Below are 15,897 nucleotides of genomic sequence, written 5' to 3'. Positions count from 1 at the left end.
TTATTCCTTCTCTATATTTGTATTTAGATACCGGACCACTCTAGCAGGATTCCCAGCAGCTACACAATTTGCCGGAATCTCACCACTAACTATGCTGCCGGCACCAATAACTGCATTGTCACCAATTTTGGTTCCTTTTAAAATCAAACAGTTACAACCTATGAACACATTCTCACCAATTTCAATTGGCCGAATTCCCATTTTTTCATTTGGTGTTTTCCTCCTAATTTCTGGATCAACTGGATGGAAATCATTATCAATAATTTTCGTATTTCCGCCAATCAGTGTGTTATCACCAATTGTGATTCTTTTTCGTGCATAAATAGTAGCACCTGAAATCCCCACATTATTTCCAATACGGATTTCTGCATCTTTAGTCCGTGTCACAATAATAGTTCTCTGATAAATACCGACCAGATTTGACAAAAAAGATGATTTGATAACTACATTATCGCCAATGGATAAATTATTACCAGACTTGCTGAAAATAACCGGCAAACCCTTTAATATTAGTCCCTTGCCATAACGGACCTTATTTAAACGCAGGAAGATCTTAAACCAATTACTATTCATTTAATTACCTCCCGCAGCTCTCAATTTCTTTTACATACTTCTTTATAGATACGTCTTTAGTCAGATTCTCAACCAGATACTCTCTTCCTTTTCGCCCCATATCAACCAAAGCGGAATCGCTTCTTAAATAAAGAATACGTTTAATAATCTCTTCAATCCCCTCATAATCTCCGGGCTCTGTCACATATCCGCACCCTGTTTCTTCTATAATTAGCCTTGCTTCAGATCCTTTCTCCAGTACCCCTAACACTGGTTTTCCTGCTGCCATTACACCATATAGCTTGCTTGGAACAGAAACACCACGAATGCCTTTCGCATTTACCACCCAATGAATATCTCCAGCATTAAGACTGTAGAGCAGATCTGCTTTTTCCTGATATGGAATAAAAACCACGTTATCTAACTTATTATTTTCCTTATACAAGATAAGTTTGTCACGAACAGATCCCTCACCAACAAAAGCGAATACAACTTCTTCCTTATCTTTGAATTTTTTAATTACCTTCATTAAATTTTCCAAATCATAATATAGGCCAATGTTCCCTGAATACATGATGACAAACTTATCATTTAATCCATATCTTTTCTTAAATGCTAAAACCTTCTCATTGTCAGACTCAAGTGGGTAAATTTTATTCTCATCAATCCAATTATTTATGAACACATGCTTCGGTATCTTCTTATCTTTGAATCTGCCTTTCAGCGTTTCAATCATATCACGACCAACAACAATTACCTTGTCTGCACATTTACAACTAAATTTATCAAACATCATCATAGCTTTCAAAATAAGTTGATTTTTACTGTAACCAACAGCCATGATCTGCTCTGGATTAAAGTCCTGAATATTATAGATATATTTTGCGTTCTTTATCATTTTTCCCCAAACACCAATCAGACCTCCAAGTATAGGAGGTTGAGAAATGGAAAACACATAATCTATCTTACCGACCTTAAATGTTGTAACTAAAGCACCAAAGAAGTAGGAAAGTATATTTTTAATTCTGCTCATTTTGTTGCTTTTGGTAAATTCCGGTACACGGATTCGTACTATTTTTACACCGTTGATTTCTTCCTTATAAAACTTTTTTGTTTTGTACTCAGCAGGAACAATTCCAGTATAGGAAGGAACAACACAAATTACTGTTATATCAAATTCATGACGCATTCCTTCCGCTAGCTCTTTTAGAATTTGGCCGGTGGATGCTACATCAGGATGATAATAGTGGGCATATATCAGTAATTTTTTCTTTACATTTGGTACAATATTTGTCATACCCAAACTCCGTTTCTTAGAATAAATATCTAAATGCAAATATTATTAAGTTATCACCTTTAATAAAGACTAATTTTATAAATCCAAACTTCTATTATTTAAGATATGAACTTTTTTAAAAAAACTCCTCCAAATCTTGTTTAATAAAAACGACATAATAAACAAAATAAAAGGAGGGTAATTCTATATGCATATATCAATTAGAATAGTTATTATTTGTTAAACAACTTCAAAATTGGTTATTTAGTTTGAATTAATCAAACATCTTTTTGACCTTATCTTCCTTTGCAACCTTCTTCATATCCGCTTCAACCATAATCCGGACTAATTCTCCGAATGAAGTTTTTGTCGGATTCCAACCTAATAACGTTTTAGCCTTGGTTGGATCCCCCAATAGTTGATCCACTTCTGCAGGACGGAAGAATTTAGGGTCTACTTCAACAATTACTTCTCCATTTAATTTATTAATACCTTTCTCTTCAATACCTTGTCCTGTCCACTCAATTTCAATACCAACATGTTTAAAGGCCAATTCAACAAATTCACGTACAGAATGCATTTCACCAGTTGCGATGACAAAGTCTTCAGGTTTCTCATGTTGAAGAATCATCCACATACATTCAACATAATCTTTTGCGTAACCCCAATCACGTAAAGCATCTAAGTTTCCTAACTTTAATACCTTTTGTTTACCTTGGGCGATACGTGCAGCTGCAAGAGTAATTTTACGGGTAACAAATGTTTCGCCTCTACGCTCTGATTCGTGGTTGAACAAAATCCCATTAACTGCAAACATATTGTAAGATTCTCGATAGTTCTTCGTAATCCAATATCCATAAATTTTTGCAACACCATATGGAGAACGTGGATAAAAAGGTGTTGTTTCCTTTTGTGGAACTTCTTGGACCTTGCCGAACAATTCAGATGTTGAAGCTTGGTATACACGAGTTTTTTTAGTTAATCCCAAAATTCTTACTGCTTCTAATATATTTAATGTACCTTTTGCATCGACATCCAATGTGTAGCCAGGCATGTCAAAAGAAACACGAACATGCGATTGGGCTGCAAGATTGTAAATTTCGTCCGGCTGAATATCACCTATTATTTTCGTAATATTTAATGCATCTGTTACATCTCCATAATGTAGGTGAAAGTTTTTATTATTAATTAAGGCATTCGCTTCTTCTTCTGTTAAAATATCTTCTAAACGCTCTTGGTTATAGGAAGAGCTGCGACGGATGATACCATGGACTTCATACCCTTTTTCTAGTAAAAATTCTGCTAAATATGATCCGTCTTGTCCTGTTACACCTGTAATTAATGCTTTTTTCATTTTGTCCTCCAAGTATGTGTTAGTTTACTTTTCTCAGTTCGTTTTCCAAATACCATTGATAGGCTTTCTTTAAGCCTTCATCCAAAGAAATTTTTGCTTTCCAACCTAATGAATTTAATTTGGTTACATCGACTAGTTTTCTCGGTGTTCCGTCTGGTTTGGTTGTATCAAATTGAATCTCACCTGTATATCCAACAACTGCTTTAATTTTTTTTGCTAAATCCTTGATGGCAATATCTTCTCCAACACCTATATTCACAATTTCATTACCTGAATAATTGTTCATTAAGTAAATACACGCATCAGCTAAATCATCCGAGTATAAGAACTCACGTCTTGGTGTACCCGTTCCCCACACTTCAACAAAGGGTGCTTTATTTTCTTTTGCTTCATGAAACTTTCGAATTAATGCCGGTAATACATGTGATGTATGCAAATCGAAATTGTCATTTGGACCATATAAATTTGTCGGCATAACCGAAATATACTGCGTCCCATATTGTCGATTATAGGACTGACACATTTTAATACCAGCAATTTTTGCAATCGCATAAGGTTCATTAGTTGGTTCTAGCTCACCAGTTAATAAATACTCTTCTTTTAATGGCTGTGGAGCCATTTTTGGATATATGCATGTACTGCCTAGGAATAGCAGTTTTTTTACATTGGTACAGTAGGCTGCATCAATGATATTTGTTTGAATTAATAAGTTATCACGTATAAAATCAGCTGGATATTCATTGTTCGCTACAATACCGCCAACCTTTGCAGCAGCAAGAAATACAAATTCAGGCTTTTCTTCAGCAAAAAAATTGTCTACCGCATATTTATCTCTAAGGTCTAATTCCTTACTTGTACGAAATACTACATTCGTGTATCCTTTTTCCTCTAATTTTCTCACAATAGCTGATCCTACTAGTCCACGGTGTCCAGCCACATATATTTTCGAGTCTTTGTTCATCATAAATTTTGTACCTCATTTCTAAAATGCGTTTTTCGACCCAAATAAAACAAAAAACGTTTTGCAAATAATTTTCATATCAAATAGAAAAGAACGGTTTTGGATATATTGAAGATCCAGTTCGACCATTTCCGCAAAGCCAACACTATTTCTAGCACTTACTTGCCATAAACCTGTACAGCCGGGTGTAACCAATAATCGTTGTTTATCATAATCAGTGTATTCAGCTACTTCTCGAGGCAGGGGTGGACGAGGTCCTACTAAACTCATATCCCCTTTTAACACATTGAAAAGTTGTGGCAATTCATCAATACTTGTTTTTCTAATAAACTTTCCCACTTTTGTAATTCGGGGATCATCTTTCATTTTAAACATTGCCCCAGAAACTTCATTATACTTTAAAAGCTCTTCTAACTTTTCCTCTGCATTGGATACCATAGAGCGGAATTTATACATTTTAAATACTCTACCATTTAATCCTACGCGCTTTTGCGAGAAGAAGATTTTCCCTTTGGGGTCTTCGATCTTAATTAAAATACCGATAATAATAAATAGGAAGCTTAATAGAATGATTCCGCATGCTGCACCGAATATATCGATAATTCTTTTTGATAACAAATAAAATTTGCTATCATTTATTTTAATAATTGTAGTATTTTTATCAAAATAATTTATATCACTATTTGTTAGATTATCCAACCTTGACCCCTTCCTCTATCTACAACATTACTTTCTCTTTCTCATATGTAGATACTAAATTTTTCAGGTATTCTAGCATCTCATCATGGAGGTCTTGATGCTGTATTGCAAATTCAATTGTTGTCTTAACAAATCCAAATTTTTCTCCTACATCATATCGCTTACCTTCAAAATCATAAGCAAACACTCTTTGTATTTGATTGAGCTTTTGGATGGCATCGGTTAACTGGATTTCTCCACCTGCCCCTGTTTCTTGGCGATCTAGGAACATGAAGATTTCTGGTGTTAATACATAACGCCCCATAATAGCCAAGTTTGACGGGGCAGTGCCCATCTTTGGTTTTTCTACAAAATTACTAACTTGATATCTTCTTCCTTCTTGAGAATGCGGTTCAATAATCCCGTAACGATGTGTTTCAGAATCAGGAACCTGCTGTACACCAATAACAGATGAAAGTGTCTCTTCATATTGATTAATAAGCTGTTTTAAACATGGTATTTCACTTTGAACAATGTCATCCCCTAATAAAACAGCAAATGGTTCATTCCCAATAAAGTTGCGGGCACACCAAACTGCATGTCCAAGTCCTTTTGGCTCTTTTTGTCGGATATAATGAATATCTGCCAGATTCGAAGAATATTGAACCTTTTCCAAGATGTCATATTTTTCTTTTTCAATTAAATTTCGTTCAAGCTCTGCTGCCATATCAAAATGGTCCTCAATGGCCCGTTTTCCTTTACCTGTTACGATAATAATGTCCTCAATTCCAGAAGCAACCGCTTCTTCAACTATGTACTGAATAGTAGGTTTATCAACAATCGGAAGCATTTCTTTTGGCATTGCTTTTGTTGCTGGTAAAAACCTTGTTCCTAGCCCAGCTGCTGGGATAATGGCTTTTCTAACTTTTTTCAATCGTTTCTCCTCCCATTCTTTCGTTTTTCTAAAAAAAATAGACAAAAAAATAAATATCTAACGGAAATGCAAGTGTTTTCATACTTGAACTTTCATTAGATATTTATTGTTTTATTCGTTATTAAAATTGGGCATCTAACCCACCCTCACATCATGCCCTCGACGACTCGCGTCTAAGGTCCTCCCTACGTAAGACCCACAGCATGACCGAGTGCCCCCATGGATAACGGACAGGGTAGCCTCCCCGTTCAGGCTTGTTACCTGAAAAAATTAATTGATCTATCTCCAACAATAAACAGTAGATGAAAAGAATAGGTCTTTCTTAATCTTAATAAACTTATATCTAATGATAATGATCCCAATCACAACATACATATTCTTTATTTTGTGACTAGTATCTATCATCCAAAAGACTTATAACAAGAACAAAAAAACCCCTTAAAAGAACAGAAATTTCTTTTTCTTTTTAATGGGAGTTGGCATTTCATAAATAATATTTTTCCCCTCAATCAAATATTCTGCATTTTCTTGAAAGAGATAAATGTAATCTATACCAAACTCGGATTCTACCAGATCCATTGCCTCTTCCATTTTGAACGTACGATTCCTAATATTATGGGCATCGGAAGCTAAGAAGTGAGTGAGATTTGCCTCAATTAATTGAATAGAAAAGTTTTTAATCTTTTTCCCAAAGTAACCGCACAAACTGGATGCAGTCACCTGGGTTAATGCTCCTTTTTCTACGAATCGATACAACATTTCTGGGCGTTCAATTAATTCAGCATTTCTTTCGGGATGAACAATGATCGGGATAAGCCCCTTTACTTGAATATCAAACAGTAGCTTTTCTGTATACCTTGGCACATGGCTTGATGGTAGCTCGATAAATAGGTATGGAGTGCTATTTAATGTTTGAATGTCACCCTTCTCGTAATCTTCTAAAATCTCACCATAAATCCTTGGTTCTTGTCCAGGAAGAATGTTCACTTCAATATTTGCTTGCCGTAGGGCTTGATTCAATTCCTCCACTTTTTCTATGATCAGTGGTTTACGATTGTCATATTGTGAATTCAAATGAGGAGTGGCGATGATCGTACGAATCCCTTCCTTGGCCGCTTCCTTTGCCATTAATAAACTATCTTCCATCCTATTGGCGCCGTCATCGATGCCAGGCAAGATATGACAATGGATATCAATCACTACGTCCACTCCCTTTTCATTCATACATTGTTTTATTTTGCACCGTAATAATAGTAGTAATTTGTGTTTTTCAATTTTTTATTGTTTAAAACAACGCCTAATAACTTACTTTGTACAGAGTCCAATAGGTCTTTTGCTTTTACTAATTGATCCTTATCGGTTTTTCCACTAGAAACAACAAGAATTGTCCCATCACATTTATTCGCCAAGATTTGCGCATCGGTGACGGCCATTAATGGGGGCGTATCAAACACGATCATATCAAATTGTTCTTCCGCCTCTCGGAAGAATCGTTCCATCGCCATCGAACTTAGTAGTTCAGCCGGATTTGGTGGGACCGGACCACTAGTGAGGACAAATAAGTCTTTCTCATTCGTTTCCTTCACCGCTTTAACCAATGTCATCTCCCTTGTAAGGACACTTGTTAATCCATAGGTATTTAACTGATTAAACGTATAATGCATAATCGGTTTCCTCATGTCCGCATCGACTAACAAGACACGTCTACCTTGTTGAGCAAAGACAACAGCCATATTAACAGCAATCGTTGATTTTCCTTCCGCAGGACCAGGGGAAGTGACCATTAATGTTCTCACTTCCTGATCAATCGAGGAAAATTGAATATTGGTTCTAATTGTACGAAATTGCTCAGAAACCGGTGATTTCGGATTGAACATCGTTACGAGTGAACGTTTATGATTTTGAACGAGTTTCTTCTTATTTTTACGAACCAACGGTCTCACCTCTTAATTTCGCCTGACGTTCTGTTCTTTTTGATTTGCTGCTTATCACATCCGAATTATCCATTTCGGCTATCACACCGAGTACCGGTACCCCTATTAAGTTTTCAATTTCTTGTTCATTTTTCACCGTATTATCCAAATACTCTAGTAAAAAGGCAAGACCTACTCCTGCCATCAGTCCTACAACTAAGGCAATTGCGATATTTAATAATGGTTTTGGTTTAATAGGAGATGGATTCTCGCTAACCTCCGCTTTCGCCAAGATGCTGACATTATCCACATTCATAATTTTGACAATTTCATTTTGAAAAATTTCTGCGGTTTTATTCGCAATTAAAGCTGCTTTCTTAGGATTCGGGTCCTGTACCGATAGATTGACTACTTGGGAGTCCTTTTCACTGCCGACAGTAATCATTTCATTTAATTGGGAAGCAGTCATATCTAAATCAAGTTCTTTTACGACTATATCTAAAATCGCTGGGCTTTTAATAATGACATTGTATGTATTGATTAATTGAAGGTTGGTTTGAACCTGGCCTGGATTGTACATCGCTTGTTCATCTTTTGCTTGGTTGACAAGAATCTGTGTCGAAGCTTGATAGATCGGCGTAAGGAAAAAATAACTCACTATTCCACTCACTAAAGCAGCCATTAAAGTTAGGCTTATGATTAACGAAAGACGCTTCTTTAATATTTCAAACAATTCTTTTAAACTGATCGTTTCTTCCATTCTGATCCTCCCTGTATCTTCTATAAAAAACCGTGACTAATTATACCATGAAAATTGTAAAAAATGACTAAAATCTGTAGGATTTTGAAATTTTTCTGGGTAACCTTTCCTAGTTTACCATAAAGAATTACAGAATCTTGTCGAATCTTGTCGTCGGGGTTAAAATTCCTAATTTTCTATCCTTTTTCCTATTTGTTTATAGAACTCTACGCCTATTAAAACTTATAATTTTTGTCGAAAACTGCCTATTTAGGAAAAATTTTCTGCTATAATGCTATCATAGAATAACTTGTATATATTTATTGGGGGTTAATTACAATATGCAGAAGTTTCTTACCGTTTTATTAGGTATTTTTCTTATTCTATTAATCTTCTTTGGTCAAACCCACTGGAATCAACAAAACAAGGCTCTTTCCTCTGATACACCGACATCAGCTAAAAAGGAATTTAACAAACAAAAACATTCAAGCGCTGAGTTGCTTAAACTTACGAAGAACTGGCCAGCGGAAGCTGTGGAACGATTTAAACAATCTTTGAAAAATAACAAACCATTTAAAATATTATTTGTTGGTTCCCCAGCCATTGGCTCAGATACTGAGGGGGCTTACGCACTTGTAAAGCAGAAACTTAAGGAAACTTATGGGGATCATATAGACGTTCAATTAAAAACCTTTGATATGACTTCCACCCAATTTATTAACAATAAGAAACAAGATGAGATTCGTGCTGAAGCAGCTGATTTGTATATTCTTGAACCGTTCATTTTAGAAAACAATGGGGAAGTGTTAATCGAGAATACATTAATGGATTTAGCAACCATCATAGATACTGTGAAAGTCGCAAAGCCTGAATCAACAATGATTCTCCAGCCATCCTACCCATTATACAACGCGAAAATCTATCCCCGTCAGGTGGAAGAGCTGAAGAAATATGCCGAAACCCATCAAATTCCATACCTAGATCACTGGACCGCCTGGCCAGACCCAGCGACAGAAGAGTTGAAAAACTATTTGACCCCAGACCAAAGTGCTCCGAATGAAAAAGGGGCTCAAGTTTGGAGTGACTATTTAATTCAATTTCTCATCAGTAAATAATCTACTGACAAAGGGTGTCCCAAACGTATCACTATTAGGGACATCCCTTTTTGTTTACTCTATTAAAAAACTGCCGAAGTTCTCCTTCGACAGCCATTAACTAATAACTATTTGCTTTAGATCTGTCTTTAAATCTTCCAATAATTTCTCAACGGTCATTTCCGTTTCGTTAACTCCCTTTTCATACGCCTTTTTCACAATCTTAGTAAACTCGTCATTTGCTTGATTGGTTCTCTCTTGTTTATGATTCAACGATTCAATCCTCCATCCAACGTATTTAGCGTCATCTTACTAGAGGAAGTTCGGAGAAGTAAATAAGTTGGCTGAAATTGTAAAACATTTGTGAATTTTGTAGATTTCTTTTAAAAGAGGTTATCCCTTCATAACGATTCGAAATAAGGAATTAACAAAATTCCACTATTTTATTCTATCTTTTTTCCTATAATTTTGATAATCTATTTTTGGTATGCGAAATTTGTAAATATTTTGGAGGTGTATTTGTTTGCGGTCAGAAAGAAGAAAAAATAGAAAATGGCTAAAGATCACTGGTATCCTTTTTCTTGTTCTAATTATTGGAGCAGGAGTTTATGGATATTCTGTATATAAATCATTTAAAACTGCTGTGAATACCATGCATCAGCCGATTGATCGAAAGCAATCAGAAAAACGTGAAACTCCTATCGAAGTTAGTAAAAAAGACCCATTTTCTGTGTTAATGCTAGGGGTGGACCAGCGCGGCAATGATCGCGGTCGTTCGGATACGATCATCGTCTTGACGGTCAATCCAAACAATAATTCCGTTAAAATGCTCAGCATTCCACGTGATACTCGCACGGAAATTGTCGGAAAAGGAAAACAAGATAAAATCAACCATGCTTATGCATTTGGCGGAGTTCCAATGGCGATTGATACTGTAGAAAACTTCCTTGATATTCCGATCGATTATTATATTCAAGTGAATATGGAAGGCTTTAAAGATATTGTCGATGCTGTCGGTGGTGTTACCGTTCGAAATGATTTAGACTTTAGTTATGATGGCTTCCATTTTGCTAAAGGGGAAATCAACTTGAATGGTGAAGAAGCATTAGCCTTTGCGAGAATGAGAAAAGAGGACCCTCGCGGAGACTTTGGACGCCAAACAAGACAACGTCAAATTATCCAGGCGGTTATTAACGAAGGAGCTAGCCTATCCACGTTAACGAACTATTCGAGCATTTTTAGCGCCCTTGGCAAAAATGTCAAGACAAACCTAACTTTTGACGAAATGGTCGATATCCAAAAGAATTATAAACAGGCCAGTCAAAATGTTGAACAAATGGAAATCAAAGAACAAGGAACAAAAATTAATGGCATTTATTATGGAATCGTTTCTGCGGAAGAAAAACAACGAATTCAAAATGAATTAAAAGCCCAATTGGAATTAAAATTGCAAGCGAGCAACTAATGATATATACTCCATTAAAAGGTATCCGGTAACCGGGTGCCTTTTGTTACAATCTTTATTTTTAATTATTGGGCGAACAGCCCTCATGGAAGGTAAAACCAATTTTTGAACAGTTGCCATATGATTCGTAACTCTTCTAATCCCCCAACCAATGACAAAATCCATTTCGGTCATTCTTAATATTCTATCTTGAAAATTTAAATGACTTTTTTCCTGTTTTCTACCACAATTTCCACAAATTTTTTAGAAACCCACCCGAATTCTAGGAAACTATGGTAAAATTTATAGAATAAAAAAATAAAAAGAGGTGATTTTATTAGATGAAGAAAACCATTATTCGTGCTTTATCGACAACGGCACTCATTTCAATGGCCTACGCTGGAACGGCCAATGCCAGTACATATAAGGTGGTAAAAGGGGATGCCCTTATTAAAATTGCTAATCGTTACAATGTGACAGTAACTGAACTGCAGAAATGGAACAATCTTTCAGGGACCTTAATCTATCCTGGGCAAGTGCTGAAGGTATCTGCACCAGGTAATACCACCACGGCACCTACAACAAGCGGATCAACGCAACAAAATACAGGGAATACGAGCAATTCCGTTACTGTACATATAGTTAAAAAAGGGGATTCTCTTTGGAAATTAGCCAGAGATTATAAAACAACGATACAGGATTTGAAATCACTAAATGGTCTAACTTCAGATATTATTTATGTGGGACAAAAACTAAAAGTTACAGGGATAACAACAACATCCACAACAACAACTGTGAAAAATACTTCTACCAATCAGGTTTCATCATCCACAGAAAATGGTACAGGGACTGTCTATACCGTAAAAAGTGGTGATTCGCTCTGGAAGATTGCGAATCAATATGGGACAACCGTTGCAAATTTGAAATCATTAAATAGCTTAAAATCAGATCTCGTTTATGTAGGACAAAAACTGAAGGTTTCTGGAGAAAAAACAATGACGGAAACAAAGCTTTCCCAACAGACTCCTGCTCCTACCGGGTCCAGTGTGGCTGAAAAAATGATTTCGGTAGGAAAAAGCGTCCTTGGTACGCCTTATGTTTGGGGTGGTAATTCAAAATCAGGATTTGACTGCAGCGGATTCATTTATTACACCGCCAACCAAGCCGGTTACAAGATTGGCCGCTATTCGGCAGCTGGCTATTATGACCGCAGCTACTATGTCAACACCCCTCAACCAGGAGACCTTGTCTTTTTCGAAAACACCTATAAAAAAGGCATCTCGCATGTGGGAATTTATCTGGGGAATAATCAATTTATCCATGCCAGCTCCTCAAAGGGAGTAACGATTTCCGATCTAAAAAACCCTTATTGGACACAGCATTTTGATAGTTTTAAGCGATTCTATTAATCTGAAAAAACGCCTAAAAACTAAAACGGCACCGCAATTGGTAGAAACCATTATGGTGCCGTTCACTATATGGAAATCTATTTTTTTGCCAATATGATATTAGTTAAGGCGGAGGGAAGCCATCTTGGACCATAAAGAAAAACTATCACAGCTTAACCACTGCTTGGGAATCTCCAACTAGTAATTGCTTCAAATCAACTTTTAACTCTTCTATTAATTTCTCTACCGTTATTTCTGCTTCATTCATGCCTTTTTCGTATGCCTTTTTTAAAATCTCAGCAAAATCGGCTATTGCCGGGCTTGTCTTCCCTTTTTTCTGATCCAACTGTTCAATCCTCCCCATCTACATAATTAGTCATATTTTACTATGATAATAGATTATTGTAAATATTTTCCCGGTGAATATTGTAAAATTTTTGGAGTCATTGTAGATTTTGGATTATTTTTCATTTTAAAATTTAGCTCAAAGAAAAAACCACTTTTTCGTCAAGCATGGTATGATGAATATAAGTTAACCTTTTTGTGAATTAAGTTAACATTTAAGGGGGAGTAATGGTGTTAAAATTAAGAGGCCATCATCTATTTTGCCTGCTTGGCTATCGGGGAATGGGCTATTCCGAAGAATATGTGAAAAACATGACTATTCTTCATCAAACGTTAAGAAACGAGCCAAGCACATTCATTCAGCTCGTAAATGGACCGGATCAATTGTGTGAGAAGTACCCTAACTCTGGCGATTATCATTGTGAAAACAAAAATATATATGAAAAAGATGCTATTATATTGAAGAAACTCGGGCTTGAAATCGGTCAAATCTTGAGTTGGTCAGAAATTGAATCACAGATCCGTAAACACGCAGTCCCTTCTGATCTTGCAACCATCTGCGAATCCTGTTCCTGGCGCGCCTATGGAGTGTGTGAAGAAGGAATGCAAGAGATCATTGAAGGAAAAGGACTACGGGAAGTGAAATAGCAAAAGATTGGGGAGCGGACTGCCGCTCCTTTTTTATTTTCATTGAATCTTAAGCATGCTGTTCTTCGGCAGCCATAGCCTCTGCTTTCGTTTTGTGAACCGTGCCTTTCGGATGCTGTGGCGGGGCATAGATCGAATAGATTTTCAAGGGAATCGTTCCTGTATTTATGACATTGTGCCATGTATCAGCAGGAATCATGATGGCCGAATCATCTGAAACTTGCCTTTCAAATGTTAATTGGTCTTGTTGTTGCCCCATTCGAACAATTCCTTGACCTTGTTCAATACGTAAAAACTGATCTAAATTCGGATGAATTTCTAATCCAATATCTTCCCCTACCTGTAAGCTCATTAACGTTACCTGCAAGTGCTTTCCTGTCCATAATGCGGTTCGAAACGTTTCGTTTTGCTTTGCAGCCTGATTAATGTTAACCACAAATGGTTCTGGTCCAAAGTCTTTCCTTTCATTTATGGTCGGATGCAATAGACTCACTCGGTAGGGTTGATGAGGTGATGTCCAATATAGGTGCTGATTTCCATAGGGATGGGGTGCCATTCGGTAATATGGATGAAAGTAAGGATTTGAACGGGCATCGTACATTTTTTCAACTCCCTCCTAGATTTTCCATCTTATCTTATGCATTCGAAGGGAAAAAAGGAACGGGATGGCAAGATTCTATCATGTTCCTCTGATCCTCATTTTTATTTTTTGGCTATTGAGTCACCCCTCTCCTCGAATCTGGATTTTTTGGATATAATAAAGGAATATGGATTTTTTGATGTAATGGGGTCGATGCCTGTGATCGAACAGATACTGGAACTTTCTGATGAGATAAGAAATAAATTAAGTCCGTATTTGCCTGAAGATGTCAAACTTGTACAAAAAGGGCTCATGCTATATCGCCAAGGACTTGTGACACAGCTTCGTGTGGAACAAGGAGAATTTCGCGCCACTGTACAAGATGTAACACCAGCCAAAGTGCACCTAAATCCGAAATTTTTAAAGCAAAGTAAATGCTCCTGTCCTAGTGAAGGGCTGTGCCGCCATCAAATGGCCGTTTTTTTTAGCGCCTATGCTCATAAAGATAGTGTGGCGGACTGGGTATCGGAATGGCGCGAGCCACTAAGGAAGAACATGCACCAAACGAACTTAGCGACCGCCTGGGGACTAAAGACGGCAAAAGATTTGGTCAAATCAGAGGGTGCGTTAAAGCCGGACTACAGCCGTTGGGTCCAATCATTTGAAGTAAGCTTTAATACACTGGTCGGGGGAAAGAAATATACAAACCCCTTTATCATTCCAGAATTGTTCGAGATTTACTTGAAACGGATTAGGGCAAGTGCTCCGGTCGAAAAAGAGTGGCGTCTCGTTTATGAACTAGTGGCCGCAGTGGTATCGTTCCGAAAACTCGCTGTCCTGAGCGATGAACTGGGGTTTGATGAACAGACCGTACGGCGAGCTTACCATCACTCTTTTGAAAATTTGCTAGGAGATGTCGAAGAAATTGTTGGAAAAATGGGAGTACAAACCCTTCCCTTTTCCTTTGATGAATTCATCGGACATTTAAAAGATGAGGTATTTGAACTGCTTACCTGCACGAAAAAAGGATTGGAACACGAACGAATCTATATGCACCGCCTATTGTGGACGGAACTTTTTCGAAAAAAAGAGTGGCGGCAAGAAGAAGCAAAGAGAATTGGCGAGCATCTGAAGCAGCTCGAGGACGGAGAGAATCCTGTCCCCTATTTAGTCACGAGGATTCATTTATTTTTCTTACTTGGGAATGATGAACAAGCACTGGAACTGGTAAATAGTGTTCCAGAGGAATTCATCACGCCTTATATGTTGTTGTGGATTGAAGATTTTTCAGCAGCCAGAATGTGGCGTCGGGTAGAACCATTGATCGATCTATTTTTACAACAACTAAGAAAATATACCGATTGGCTCGGTTCGTATCATAGTAGTTCCGTCTTTATCCGGAAAGCACTGCGGGCCATTACGCCCTTTTGTTCGGAAAATGGCCGGGTCGATTTGTTTGAGCGGGCATTGCTAGTAATGCTGCCGTACAGTTTTGCGGATTATGAGCATTTATTGTTGGAGCGTGGTGATTGGGACCGCTGGGCCGAGCTGTACGCCTTGGTCGGGTTAGGATTTGATGATCTAGGTAAAGACCGAGTAAAACTGCTCGAGAAAGAGCGACCTGAACTGCTACTCGGAATGCTCCATCAAGCAGCCCAACGCGAAATCGATCAGAAAAACCGTGGCAGCTATCGCATGGCCGTTCGCCACCTGAAAAAACTCCGAACCCTTTACAAAAAACTAAAACAAATGGAAGAATGGGAATACTTCCTCACCCAATTACTTGATCGAACCAAACGACTGCGCGCCTTCCAAGAAGAATGCCAACGAAGCAAACTGATTTAGGTTACAGGCTTTGCTGATCAAGCGTATCGGTTCGGAGGATAACGTAAGAAGTTCCCTTATCTGTATAAAGATAATTTTTCTAACGATCGTGAGGATTCAGCATCGGTACGAAATCGTCGTTCTGACTCCTCCACTCCACTTTAAAG

General features: G+C 37.4%; 17 protein-coding genes. 5 read left to right on the top strand and 12 right to left on the bottom strand.

The genetic code is table 11. The features are described 5' to 3' along the window. From GZA11_RS01725 to GZA11_RS01685, 9 genes are all read right to left on the bottom strand, one after another. On the bottom strand, window positions 1-573 hold the full coding sequence (locus GZA11_RS01725; RefSeq protein WP_163182662.1) for an acyltransferase: 573 nt from the start codon (window positions 571-573) through the stop codon (window positions 1-3). A gap of 4 nt (window positions 574-577) precedes the next feature. Beyond that, the gene (locus GZA11_RS01720) at window positions 578-1,849 is read right to left on the bottom strand and encodes a glycosyltransferase family 4 protein (protein WP_163182728.1); all 1,272 of its coding nucleotides are present in this window, start codon (window positions 1,847-1,849) and stop codon (window positions 578-580) included. A gap of 253 nt (window positions 1,850-2,102) precedes the next feature. Then, window positions 2,103-3,182 carry a GDP-mannose 4,6-dehydratase gene (gene gmd, locus GZA11_RS01715; RefSeq protein WP_163182661.1) on the bottom strand — a complete coding sequence of 360 codons (1,080 nt, stop codon included), beginning with the start codon at window positions 3,180-3,182 and terminating at the stop codon, window positions 2,103-2,105. 19 nt (window positions 3,183-3,201) lie between these two features. After that, window positions 3,202-4,143: a GDP-L-fucose synthase gene (gene fcl / locus GZA11_RS01710; RefSeq protein ID WP_163182727.1), complete on the bottom strand. Its 942-nt coding sequence runs from the start codon at window positions 4,141-4,143 to the stop codon at window positions 3,202-3,204. A gap of 21 nt (window positions 4,144-4,164) precedes the next feature. Further along, window positions 4,165-4,818 (bottom strand): sugar transferase, encoded by a 654-nt coding sequence (locus GZA11_RS01705; protein ID WP_268926745.1) that lies wholly within the window; start codon window positions 4,816-4,818, stop codon window positions 4,165-4,167. A 43-nt stretch (window positions 4,819-4,861) separates the two neighbouring features. After that, window positions 4,862-5,755 carry a UTP--glucose-1-phosphate uridylyltransferase GalU gene (gene galU, locus GZA11_RS01700; protein WP_163182659.1) on the bottom strand — a complete coding sequence of 298 codons (894 nt, stop codon included), beginning with the start codon at window positions 5,753-5,755 and terminating at the stop codon, window positions 4,862-4,864. 438 nt (window positions 5,756-6,193) lie between these two features. Further along, a complete protein-coding gene (locus GZA11_RS01695) occupies window positions 6,194-6,955 on the bottom strand; it encodes a tyrosine-protein phosphatase (protein WP_163182658.1) in 762 nt (253 codons plus the stop codon). 32 nt (window positions 6,956-6,987) lie between these two features. Then, window positions 6,988-7,689 (bottom strand): CpsD/CapB family tyrosine-protein kinase, encoded by a 702-nt coding sequence (locus tag GZA11_RS01690; protein WP_407938520.1) that lies wholly within the window; start codon window positions 7,687-7,689, stop codon window positions 6,988-6,990. After that, window positions 7,679-8,428 (bottom strand): YveK family protein, encoded by a 750-nt coding sequence (locus tag GZA11_RS01685; RefSeq protein ID WP_163182657.1) that lies wholly within the window; start codon window positions 8,426-8,428, stop codon window positions 7,679-7,681. Before GZA11_RS01685 ends, GZA11_RS01690 begins: the two co-directional genes overlap by 11 nt. Before the next feature lie 320 nt (window positions 8,429-8,748). Here GZA11_RS01685 and GZA11_RS01680 point away from each other — a divergent pair, with 320 nt between their 5' ends. Continuing rightward, window positions 8,749-9,522: an SGNH/GDSL hydrolase family protein gene (locus GZA11_RS01680; RefSeq protein ID WP_163182656.1), complete on the top strand. Its 774-nt coding sequence runs from the start codon at window positions 8,749-8,751 to the stop codon at window positions 9,520-9,522. A 96-nt stretch (window positions 9,523-9,618) separates the two neighbouring features. Here the strand turns inward: GZA11_RS01680 and GZA11_RS01675 are convergent, their stop codons facing one another. After that, window positions 9,619-9,774, bottom strand: a complete 156-nt coding sequence (locus GZA11_RS01675) for a hypothetical protein (protein WP_158332811.1) — start codon at window positions 9,772-9,774, stop codon at window positions 9,619-9,621. A gap of 244 nt (window positions 9,775-10,018) precedes the next feature. On the opposite strand from GZA11_RS01675, the gene tagU reads away from it, so the two are divergent. Together tagU and GZA11_RS01665 are read left to right on the top strand one after the other, a co-directional pair. Further along, window positions 10,019-10,966 (top strand): polyisoprenyl-teichoic acid--peptidoglycan teichoic acid transferase TagU, encoded by a 948-nt coding sequence (tagU, locus tag GZA11_RS01670; protein WP_407938523.1) that lies wholly within the window; start codon window positions 10,019-10,021, stop codon window positions 10,964-10,966. A 320-nt stretch (window positions 10,967-11,286) separates the two neighbouring features. Next, window positions 11,287-12,354, top strand: coding sequence for a C40 family peptidase (locus GZA11_RS01665; protein ID WP_163182654.1), 1,068 nt, complete (start codon window positions 11,287-11,289; stop codon window positions 12,352-12,354). 145 nt (window positions 12,355-12,499) lie between these two features. On the opposite strand, the gene GZA11_RS01660 is transcribed toward GZA11_RS01665, so the two are convergent. Next, a complete protein-coding gene (locus GZA11_RS01660) occupies window positions 12,500-12,679 on the bottom strand; it encodes a hypothetical protein (RefSeq protein ID WP_163182653.1) in 180 nt (59 codons plus the stop codon). 230 nt (window positions 12,680-12,909) lie between these two features. Here GZA11_RS01660 and GZA11_RS01655 point away from each other — a divergent pair, with 230 nt between their 5' ends. Further along, window positions 12,910-13,326, top strand: coding sequence for a DUF1284 domain-containing protein (locus GZA11_RS01655; RefSeq protein WP_163182652.1), 417 nt, complete (start codon window positions 12,910-12,912; stop codon window positions 13,324-13,326). A 49-nt stretch (window positions 13,327-13,375) separates the two neighbouring features. Here GZA11_RS01655 and GZA11_RS01650 read toward each other — a convergent pair whose 3' ends face one another. Next, the gene (locus tag GZA11_RS01650; RefSeq protein WP_163182651.1) at window positions 13,376-13,927 is read right to left on the bottom strand and encodes a cupin domain-containing protein; all 552 of its coding nucleotides are present in this window, start codon (window positions 13,925-13,927) and stop codon (window positions 13,376-13,378) included. A gap of 147 nt (window positions 13,928-14,074) precedes the next feature. Here GZA11_RS01650 and GZA11_RS01645 point away from each other — a divergent pair, with 147 nt between their 5' ends. Further along, window positions 14,075-15,751 carry an SWIM zinc finger family protein gene (locus GZA11_RS01645; RefSeq protein ID WP_235924795.1) on the top strand — a complete coding sequence of 559 codons (1,677 nt, stop codon included), beginning with the start codon at window positions 14,075-14,077 and terminating at the stop codon, window positions 15,749-15,751. The last annotated feature ends 146 nt before the right edge of the window (window positions 15,752-15,897 follow it).

The sequence above is a fragment of the Neobacillus sedimentimangrovi genome, assembly GCF_010614825.1.
In the GTDB taxonomy this organism is placed as follows: Bacteria; Bacillota; Bacilli; order Bacillales; family Cytobacillaceae; genus Neobacillus; species Neobacillus thermocopriae.
Note: the sequence above shows the minus strand (reverse complement) of the source record. Positions and strands in the feature narration are given on the sequence as shown.